The organism is Microcoleus sp. B3-A4 (genome assembly GCF_036705385.1).
Taxonomy (GTDB): domain Bacteria; phylum Cyanobacteriota; class Cyanobacteriia; order Cyanobacteriales; family Microcoleaceae; genus Microcoleus.
In genome coordinates this window covers 1-1,278 of record NZ_JAUBUI010000225.1, presented here as the reverse complement: position 1 = coordinate 1,278, position 1,278 = coordinate 1, and the positions used below count along the sequence as shown (strand labels likewise).

General features: G+C 45.2%; 2 protein-coding genes. Both read right to left on the bottom strand.

The genetic code is table 11. From position 1 onward, the window contains the following. The coding region (locus QUB33_RS29505) for a DUF4347 domain-containing protein (protein ID WP_333358255.1) at nt 1-572 on the bottom strand (572 nt) is incomplete at its 3' end. An 87-nt stretch (nt 573-659) separates the two neighbouring features. Further along, entirely contained in the window at nt 660-1,037 is a 378-nt protein-coding gene (locus QUB33_RS29500) for a DUF4347 domain-containing protein (protein ID WP_333358250.1), read from the bottom strand. Nucleotides 1,038-1,278: the final 241 nt, after the last annotated feature.

Here is a 1,278-nt window from a genome sequence, read left to right as displayed (position 1 = left end):
GCTACTACGATCGTAGCTAAATCACCTTGGTAACTAGCCATAGCCTCTGGCTGCAAGGCTGAGGGAGATTCAATTTGGCCAGAAGCAAATTCTAAATTCCAGTCGCCGCCACTGCCGGTTGTGTTGGTGGAAGCGGCAACGTCAGCCCCGGTTAATTCACTGAATCGATCGGCAAAATTAGCACCTGTACCGACGGCTACATCGCAGCCGTACAGCATGATGTCTGCTTGTGGGGCTAGCGAAGTTTGCCACTTTTCCAACTGGCTTTTGTATTGCTCTATGTTATGTGAACCCAGAGCAGTATTGCCAAGTTGCAGGCTGCCAGAATTGCCGTGAGAAATAATGTGAACCGAATTAATAGCCCCGTGAGTAGAGGCGTATTGTTCAATTTCAGAGCTGATTTGTTCGATGCCGTTTTTGGTGCGATCGAGTATTACTACCTGCTGTCCCGGCAGCACTCCCGCTGCAATTGACTCGTAATCTTCTACGCCGGAGTCAATGAAGACTAAGGAGCGCGGTGGCCGTTTTTCAAAAGAAGATTGTGAGTTAACTTGAGCGAATGTAGAACTCATATTGGAGACTCCATTAAGGGCATTATTGGTAGATACGCCCCGGAGCTATCTCATCAAGCTTATTTGATAACTGTGCGATTTTGGCAATTAACTTTTGTATGGATCGAGGTAATCTGAACTGAGGATAACAGAGCCTAATTGAAGTTGGCCCGAGCTGCCGTCAGAAGTTGTGCGAACTTTGTCAACCTCTATAAGGATAGAGGCATATTTTTGAAGTGCCGAGGTAATTTTCTCGATGCAGTCAGATTCCCCAGCCAAAATTATGGAAACAAAATATCTACCTTCATTGATGCTGGAGTCCTTGAATGCAAAGCTTTTGGATGGGGAATTTGCGTATTCCGAGGCGCGAGCCGTTTCCCTTAAAGAAGCCAACATATTGCGCCCTCCCAAAGCGAGTTTAGGGGTAGATACAGCCTTGGATTCAGAGCTTCTGAAACTGCTAGCGACCTTGTTTATTTCGCTCATTTTTATTTAACCTATCTATCAGTTTCCCCTATTTCTGCAGCGCTGCCATCCGCGATCGCACGGAATTTACAGCACTTTCCCATGGTATGAGGTACAGTAGCAGCAATGAGCGAACCAATGTCTTAAACGGTTAGGATTCATCAAATTAAGGGCAAGTGCTGCGATAAGTAGGTCGGCGAGAAAAAACAAAACTATGTTAAGATAGATAAAGAAAGATATATTTCTAGTGACGTAACAAATA